This window comes from Clostridium paraputrificum AGR2156, from assembly GCF_000424025.1.
GTDB lineage: Bacteria > Bacillota > Clostridia > Clostridiales > Clostridiaceae > Clostridium > Clostridium paraputrificum.
In genome coordinates, this window is sequence record NZ_AUJC01000017.1 from 21,465 (window position 1) to 29,664 (window position 8,200).

The window sequence follows — 8,200 nt, forward strand, 5'->3', positions numbered from 1 at the left end:
CTTTTAAGTATAAATTATTCTGCGTTTGGTGCTCCTACTGGACAAACATTTGCGCAGTTTCCGCAATCGATACAAGTATCTGCATCTATAACGAATTGAGTATCTCCTTGGCTTATAGCCTCAACTGGACATTCTGCAGCGCAAGCTCCGCAGTTTACACATGAATCATTAATAACGTATGCCATGAAAAACACCTCCTAATATTTATGGTAATTACACCATATACATTTTAACATGTTTCCATAACATTTAAAAGTAATTTAAATAAAATTAACTTCTATCTAACTTACTACCATATATCCTAGAATTTCAATAGATTCAATAATCTTATCTAATGTAACAAAACTTTCATTATATATTAATTGAATTTCTTTTTTATCCAAAGAAACTTCACATGCTATAACTCCTTCATTACTTGCTATAGCACCTTGAATATTCATAGCATCAGATGATTTATTCATATCATAAATCTTAATAACTGATTTCATATAGAAATCCCCCTATTTTTCATTAATTAAATCTTTAATAAGACTTTTATCTTCTTCTGATTCAATTTCTAACTTAATTTCTTTTTCATCTACAGAATCTTCATAACTACCTGAAATCAAAGCTATATTTTCTATCTTAAATTCTTCTATTACCTCTTCATCGCCTTTTCTTAATTTAACCTTAACAGCTTCTTTAACTGTATTATTACTAACAACTTCGCCCTTGCCATCTTCAGTTTGAACCACAGAACCAACCTTAGGTAATCTCTTTCTAATATCCTCATATGTGCTTTGTTCATAATTTAAACAACACATTAATCTACCACATATTCCTGATATCTTTGTAGGATTTAAAGATAAATTCTGTTCTTTTGCCATCTTTATTGAAACAGAAGTAAAGTCTCCTAAAAACGAAGAACAACACATTGGTCTGCCACAAGGCCCTAAGCCACCTAACATTTTAGCTTCATCTCTTACACCAATTTGTCTAAGTTCAATTCTAGTTTTAAATATTGTTGCTAAATCCTTAACTAATTCTCTAAAGTCTACTCTTCCATCTGCTGTAAAATAGAAAATCACCTTATTATTATCAAATGTATATTCTACATCTATTAGCTTCATTTTTAGTCCATGTTCTTCTATTTTAGAAATACATATATTTAGAGCTTCTTCTTCTTTATCTTTATTTTCTTTATGCTTAGCTATATCATTTTCGTCAGCTATCCTTAATACACTTTTTAGAGGTGGAATTACATCCTCTTCTTTTATCTCTTTAATCCCTATTACGCATTCGCCAAATTCAACACCTCTTGCTGTTTCAACAACTACATAGTCTCCCTTATTTATATTTAATTCATTAGGTCCAAAATAATATATTTTCCCTGCTTTTTTGAACCTTACTCCTACTACTTTTATCATTATTAACCCTCCGAAAGTCCCATAAGCATTACACTTATGACCATTGAATAATTTCCATTATTCCTTATATTTATTCTTGCTTCTCTAATCTTCTCTAACATTGCACTTAACTTTTTATACGACTTATTACTAGAAAACCTATCAATATATTCTAACTTATCAATGTTCATTATCATTTTTTTATCTTGTAGTTCTTTATATACTATAATATCCCTAATAAGTGATTCTAATATATTTAAAACTTCTTCTTTGCTATCTTTAAAAGAATCAAGTCTTTTTTCATAATTTAAAACTATATTATTACTTCTACTATCAATATCAGTTAACAAATCTATAATACAATTTCTTAATAAATTAAGCTTTTCATCATTTAATATTCTTTCTGCTCTTCCTGGAATTCCCTCACCATATGCTATAGCAGATAAAACCTTATTTTCATCAAAATTTCCTAACCTACTAATATATCTATTAACCTCATCCTTGCTTAAAGGTGTTAATTTATATATTTGACATCTAGATTTTATAGTATCCAACATTAACTCTATACTATCAGTTAATAATATTATGTATACTCCTTTTGGAGGCTCCTCAATTGTTTTTAGCAAAGCATTTTGTGCTTGAATAGTAAGCTTATTTCCTTCATGTATAATAACAACCTTTTTATCTCCTTCATATGGCCTTTTCATTATCTCTTCAATAATTCCTCTTACATCATCTACTCCAAATGAAGCTTTCTTAGCTCTATAATGAATTATATCTATATAATCTTTATCTATCTCTTTATTTAATATTTTCAAAGCAAATTTCCTAGCTAAAATACTTTTACCTATCCCGTCTGGTCCAACAATAAGGTGAGCATGTGAAAGAGTACCTTTATCTACACGTTTGTTAAATCCTTCTATTATGTCATTAAATCCAATAAATTCTTCCACAAAATCACCTCTTTTATAATCTACACTCTTAAAAATTGATCAACATCAATTACGAATAATGTTGCTCCTCCAACTTCAACTTCTATTGGATATTGCATATAAACACCCGCTCCTCCTGTTAATGGAGATGGTGAAGCTACAACCTCTGTTCTCTTTTGACAAACATCCTTTATTAAGCCTATAACTTCATCTACACGTTCTTTCTCTACACCTATCATTAATGTTGTATTTCCTGACTTTAAGAACCCACCTGTTGTCGCAAGTTTTGTTACTCCAAACTTTTTCTCTGTAAGTGTATCAATTAAATCTAAAGCATCATCATCTTGTACAATAGCAATGACCATTTTCATAATACATCCCTCCTAAACTTCAATTCCCTATATATTTATATTTTATCATAAACTCAATTCTATTTTACATAAAAACAATTTTTTACCCTATATGTTTTAATATTATTTCTTTAACATCCTCAAATACTTCTTCAATTGATTTAGATGCATCAATTTTTATCATTTTATCGTTTATTTTTAATACTTCATGATATCCTTCTCTAACTTTATTATGAAATTCTACTCTCTCTTTATCTAATCTATTTACTTCCCTACTAGAGTTCTTTTTTATTCTATCCAATCCTGTAGAAGGTTCTATATCAAACAGTATAGATAAGTCTGGCATATATTCACCTATAGCAAAGGAATTTATTTTATATATTTCTTCTATTCCATATCCTCTTGCATATCCTTGGTAGGCTAGTGAAGAATCTATAAACCTATCACATAAAACTATCTTTCCTTCTATTAACGCTGGTATTACTTTCTCCACTAAATGTTGTCTTCTTGCAGCAGCAAAAAGTAAAGCTTCTGTCTTACCATCCATTTCTTCATTTTCTGAGCTTAATATTATCTCTCTTATCTGCTCAGAAATTTTAATGCCTCCTGGTTCCCTAGTTTTTACTACATTCTTATTCTCTTCAAGTAGCCAATTATATATTTTTTCTAATATTGTACTTTTACCAGATCCTTCTCCACCTTCAAATACAATAAATAATCCTTTTTTCATTATTAATAACCTCTTTCGTTATCGATATTAGTAATGTTATTATATCATCTCTTACAATAAATTCAAAAGTATTATAATCCAATATTATCCTCTTAAGCTATTATATATTCATCTTACTTTAATAATATTTTTTCTATATTGAGATAAAACTAATATAAATAATATATAATTAGGAGGTTTTATTATGAAACAAGAAATCATATCATTTCTAACTAAAAACTTCAATGATGTAAAGAATATATGTGAGTATTTATATAAATATCCTGAAGAAAGCTATAAAGAAGAAAAATCATCCTCATATATTTGCGAAGTGTTAAAAAAATATAACTTTAATATTCAAAAGAACTACTTAGATATTCCAAATTCATTCTATGCTAGTAAGGGAAGTGGATATCCTAAGATATGCTTTCTTTGTGAATATGATGCTATTAAAGAGAAAGGACATATAACAGGACACAATGCATTAGCTGCAATATCTATTGGTGCATCTATTTCCGTAGGGGAAATAATAAAGCAAACTAATGGTACAATCATTATTATAGGATGCCCTGGAGAATATTTAGGCGGAACTAAACTTACTCTAGTAAAACAAGGAGTTTTTGATGATATAGATGTAGTTATGGAATGTCATCCTTATAATACCACTGCTGAAAGTGGTACTTCATCAGCTATTATTCCTCTTAACATAAAATTTATTGGAAATAGCGGATTAAGCTTTCTAAGTAAAGATGAATATACTTCACTAGATTGTATATTGTTAACCTTTAATATTCTTAACTTCTTACTTAAGGGTTTTCCTAAGGATGTGGAAGTTAATTACATACTATCAAAGGGCGGATATACTCCTTTGCTAACTCCTTTGGAATCTGAAGCTAAATTCTATATTCGTGCAAAGGAATTTGAAATGGCTGAACTTGCAGAAAACAAACTACGTGAAATAGTAAGATATGTTTCTAACTTAACCCATATACCAAATAAGATTTCATTATATGAATCATATAACGAAGAACTTGTAACAAACAAAACTCTTTCAAGAATATTTACTCACAATTTAAAAGAAAATGGGATTATAAATATAGGTTCACCTATTGATGTTTATGCAGGACTCAGCATTGGGGCTGTTAGTAAAAAGGTACCTACAATTCACCCTTATATATCTATAAAAGATGATGAAAATATTAAGTATGGGTCAACTGATTTTGCCGATTGCACAATATCTGAATATGGTTTTGAACAGATACATAAGGCATGTGCTTCATTAGCATGTACAGCATTAGATTTAATTGAACGTGAAGATCTTCTTCAGGAAATAAAACAAGAATTCTATAATGGAGTAGGAGCTAAATAATTATTTTTTAGCGTCCTCTCACACCACCATACGTACCGTTGGGCCACTAGAAATTAATGTTTCATTTGATATGTTTGTGTAAGACTAACAAATCCTATTGATTCTAGATATTTATATAAAGTAATTTACTTAGAATTAGGCTACCGGATATTTTCCAGTGACCTTTTATTATATTTGCATATTCCAATTAGTGTACGGCCATGCTAGGCGCACATAAAAATAGAGCAAGACTTTGTCTTGCTCTATTTTAAACTGCCTTTTTATATTTTGTTATTCTTCTTATAAAATCTTCACTTGGCTCAAAATTAAATATACCTACTTTATTCTCTTTCTTATATACGCAATAAACTTTATCATTTCCAAACAATTCACAAGTATACTTTCCTGTGCATTTTAATCTATATTTCTTTGGTATGTCCTTCTTCTTACCTAGATAAAGAATATCTGATAGTTTAATGCTTTCTAAATTAGTTTCATTTCCATAATATATTTTATTAATAATTAGCTTGTCCGCTATTAATGAATACTTATAAGCAATCTTACAACTAAGATACTCTAATATTATAAAAATAATTGTAAATAATAATAATATAAATTCACATACTTTTAAAACAAATGAGTTCTCAATTCTTAATGCTTGTATTCCTTCTACAATGTATAACACACAAGTAATTAATAACAGTATTAAAGCGATAACATGTGTTTTTTTTCGCTCAACTACTTCTTTATGCATCATAATACTTTCCCCCAGATAATAGTAATTCTAAGACGATAATTGTGATTATACATAGCTTTATTAAATTAATCCATATCCAAATTATTTAATAATCTATATTAATCTTCCATATTTCCTTCTTTATCGGATTTATTAACTAATATCATAGTAAACGTCTATTTTACTGTACTTTATTACTCTTTTTAAAATAATAACCTTTTTATCCTTTTACTTTAATTATTATTTATAAAATAGTATAATAAACGTGTATAAAATAGGAGGTCTTTAATATGATTCAGATATATAAAAGTTCCAGCGAAAATAATTCTTCTCTTACTCTGCTAGATAATATTGAAACTGGATGTTGGATAAATGTGGTTGCACCTTCTGACGAAGAACTACTTCTTATATCTAAGAAAACTGGCGTACCTATACAATTCTTAAAGGCGCCATTAGATGATGAAGAAACTTCAAGAATTGATATAGAAGATGGTAATATGATAGTTATAGTAGATATTCCCTTTACAGAAATGGAAGATAACTCACTAACGTATGATACATATCCTCTAGCTATTATACATACAGAAAGTTTTCTTATAACAGTGTGTTTGAAGAATAGTAAAGTTCTTACTGATTTTATAAACGGTAAAATAAAATCATTCTTTACTTTTAAAAAGTCAAGATTTATATTACAGATATTAAATAGAATATCTACATATTATCTTTTATATCTAAGACAAATAGATAAAAAAAGTTTAATGATTGAAAAGAGACTTCATAAATCTATGAAGAATAGGGAGCTTATACAATTACATTCTCTAGAAAAATCACTGGTTTACTTCTCTACATCCTTAAAAGCTAATGAAATCACTTTAGAAAAGCTGCTTAAAGTTGAAGTAATGCAAAAGTATTCTGAAGACAAAGATGTATTAGAGGATGTTATAATTGAAAATAAACAGGCTATAGAAATGACAGAAATATATAGTAACATATTAGCAAGTACTATGGACTTCTTTGCTTCGGTTATTTCTAATAACCTTAATATAGTAATGAAAGTTTTGGCCTCTGTTACTATATTGATGGCCATACCAACCATAATGTCTGGTATATATGGTATGAATGTCGACTTACCTTTTCAACATGAACCATACGCATTCTTGTTAGTTATGGGGATAACATTTAGCATTTGTGGATTAGTAGCATTTATATTATATAAAAAAGATATGTTCAGTTAACACATTTATACTTAAAGCATAAAATATAATAAAAACAAAAGAGAGCATTACTGCTCTCTTTTTTTGGAGGTTTTTATGTTAAAAGGTAAAAAGCTTACTTCAGCATCTACAATTGGAATTATTGCTCCTGCTTCACCTGAAAATAAAGATAAAATTGATAAGAAACTCTGTGAATTTAAAGAATTAGGCTTCAAGATAAAACTAGCTCCTCACCTATATAATAAGTATGGTCATTTAGCTGGTTTCGATAGTGATAGGATAAAGGATCTACATGATATGTTTTTAGATCCATCCATTGATGGAATAGTTTGTCTTAGGGGAGGGTACGGCACAGCTAGATTAATCTCTTCTTTAGATAAAAAGATTATTTTACAAAATCCCAAATTCTTCTGTGGATATAGCGACATAACTCTTTTACTTAACTATTTTGCTAATTTAGGTTTAATCACTTTTCATGGTCCTATGATAACATCGGACTTTACGGATGAACTCACAAAAAAATACTTTTTAAAAACTTCTATTTGTAATACTAAAAACTTCTCATATGATTTATTAGATCTAAATCCAAATATATATACATATAACTTATCTTCATTTAAAGGTAAGTTAGTTGGTGGAAACTTATCAATTATTTGCTCATCCCTTTCAACAAAATATGAAATCAATACAAAAGACTCTATATTATTAATAGAAGAGGTTAATGAAGCCCCATATTGCATTGATCGGATGCTTACACATTTAATAAATAGCGGAAAACTACATGATTGTAATGGTATTATTATAGGACATCTTACCGATTGCACACTTCCTAATTATGATAGAAGTCTTACTACTGAGGAAGTTATACTTAACCGTCTTCTTCCTCTTAATATCCCTCTTATTATAGGTATGCCTTTTGGTCATAGCTGCCCTAATATAACAATACCTATAGGTGCCCCAGCTTACTTCAATAATAAAATCATGAAATTAACTATTAAAGATAACTTTTTATTATAAAAAAATTAAACCTGTAAGCTTTTGCTTACAGGTTTCTCTTTGGAGGCGCCACCCGGATTTGAACCGGGGATAAAGGTTTTGCAGACCTCTGCCTTACCACTTGGCTATAGCGCCATACCTGGTGGCTCGACCAGGAATCGAACCAGGGACACGAGGATTTTCAGTCCTCTGCTCTACCGACTGAGCTATCGAGCCATATTACTTGGCAACGTCCTACTCTCCCACACAGTCTCCCATGCAGTACCATCGGCGCTATAGAGCTTAACTTTCCTGTTCGGTATGGGAAGGAGTGTTTCCTCTATGCCATCATCACCAAATATTCTTTTTTCAGAGTTGTTCTCTGAAAATTGCACACAATTATTGAAATATCTTTAACTTGGTCAAGCCCTCGACCTATTAGTATCAGTCAGCTACATACATTACTGCACTTACACCTCTGACCTATCAACCTCGTGTTCTTCAAGGGGTCTTACTAGCTTATGCTATGGGAAATCTCATCTTGAGGTGGG

Annotated in this window: 10 protein-coding genes, 2 tRNA genes and 2 rRNA genes; 3 read left to right on the plus strand and 11 right to left on the minus strand. The window is 29.6% G+C overall.

The annotated features are described in order from the left end of the window. Positions 1-14: 14 nt before the first annotated feature. The 6 genes from G594_RS0113915 to tmk form a co-directional block, all read right to left on the minus strand. The gene (locus tag G594_RS0113915; RefSeq protein ID WP_027099142.1) at positions 15-185 is read right to left on the minus strand and encodes a DUF362 domain-containing protein; all 171 of its coding nucleotides are present in this window, start codon (positions 183-185) and stop codon (positions 15-17) included. Positions 186-281: 96 nt separating this feature from the next. Next, positions 282-488 (minus strand): heavy-metal-associated domain-containing protein, encoded by a 207-nt coding sequence (locus tag G594_RS0113920; protein WP_027099143.1) that lies wholly within the window; start codon positions 486-488, stop codon positions 282-284. Between the two features lie 12 nt (positions 489-500). Then, positions 501-1,406 (minus strand): PSP1 domain-containing protein, encoded by a 906-nt coding sequence (locus tag G594_RS0113925; RefSeq protein WP_027099144.1) that lies wholly within the window; start codon positions 1,404-1,406, stop codon positions 501-503. Between the two features lie 2 nt (positions 1,407-1,408). Beyond that, entirely contained in the window at positions 1,409-2,338 is a 930-nt protein-coding gene (locus tag G594_RS0113930) for a DNA polymerase III subunit delta' (RefSeq protein ID WP_027099145.1), read from the minus strand. A 20-nt stretch (positions 2,339-2,358) separates the two neighbouring features. After that, a complete protein-coding gene (locus tag G594_RS0113935; RefSeq protein ID WP_027099146.1) occupies positions 2,359-2,688 on the minus strand; it encodes a cyclic-di-AMP receptor in 330 nt (109 codons plus the stop codon). Between the two features lie 82 nt (positions 2,689-2,770). Then, on the minus strand, positions 2,771-3,397 hold the full coding sequence (tmk, locus tag G594_RS0113940) for a dTMP kinase (protein ID WP_027099147.1): 627 nt from the start codon (positions 3,395-3,397) through the stop codon (positions 2,771-2,773). A gap of 184 nt (positions 3,398-3,581) precedes the next feature. On the opposite strand from tmk, the gene G594_RS0113945 reads away from it, so the two are divergent. After that, positions 3,582-4,745 carry a zinc-binding metallopeptidase family protein gene (locus G594_RS0113945; protein WP_027099148.1) on the plus strand — a complete coding sequence of 388 codons (1,164 nt, stop codon included), beginning with the start codon at positions 3,582-3,584 and terminating at the stop codon, positions 4,743-4,745. Between the two features lie 247 nt (positions 4,746-4,992). Here G594_RS0113945 and G594_RS0113950 read toward each other — a convergent pair whose 3' ends face one another. Then, positions 4,993-5,481, minus strand: a complete 489-nt coding sequence (locus tag G594_RS0113950; protein WP_051196026.1) for a hypothetical protein — start codon at positions 5,479-5,481, stop codon at positions 4,993-4,995. Positions 5,482-5,750: 269 nt separating this feature from the next. Here G594_RS0113950 and G594_RS0113955 point away from each other — a divergent pair, with 269 nt between their 5' ends. Then, positions 5,751-6,695 (plus strand): magnesium transporter CorA family protein, encoded by a 945-nt coding sequence (locus G594_RS0113955; protein ID WP_027099150.1) that lies wholly within the window; start codon positions 5,751-5,753, stop codon positions 6,693-6,695. Positions 6,696-6,770: 75 nt separating this feature from the next. Beyond that, on the plus strand, positions 6,771-7,691 hold the full coding sequence (locus G594_RS0113960; RefSeq protein WP_027099151.1) for a S66 peptidase family protein: 921 nt from the start codon (positions 6,771-6,773) through the stop codon (positions 7,689-7,691). 40 nt (positions 7,692-7,731) lie between these two features. Here G594_RS0113960 and G594_RS0113965 read toward each other — a convergent pair. The 4 genes from G594_RS0113965 to G594_RS0113980 form a co-directional block, all read right to left on the minus strand. Continuing rightward, positions 7,732-7,805, minus strand: a tRNA-Cys gene (locus G594_RS0113965). A gap of 5 nt (positions 7,806-7,810) precedes the next feature. Then, positions 7,811-7,886, minus strand: a tRNA-Phe gene (locus G594_RS0113970). Positions 7,887-7,891: 5 nt separating this feature from the next. Beyond that, positions 7,892-8,008 (minus strand): 5S ribosomal RNA (gene rrf, locus G594_RS0113975). A gap of 59 nt (positions 8,009-8,067) precedes the next feature. Further along, a 23S ribosomal RNA gene (locus G594_RS0113980) occupies positions 8,068-8,200 on the minus strand; the annotation flags it as partial.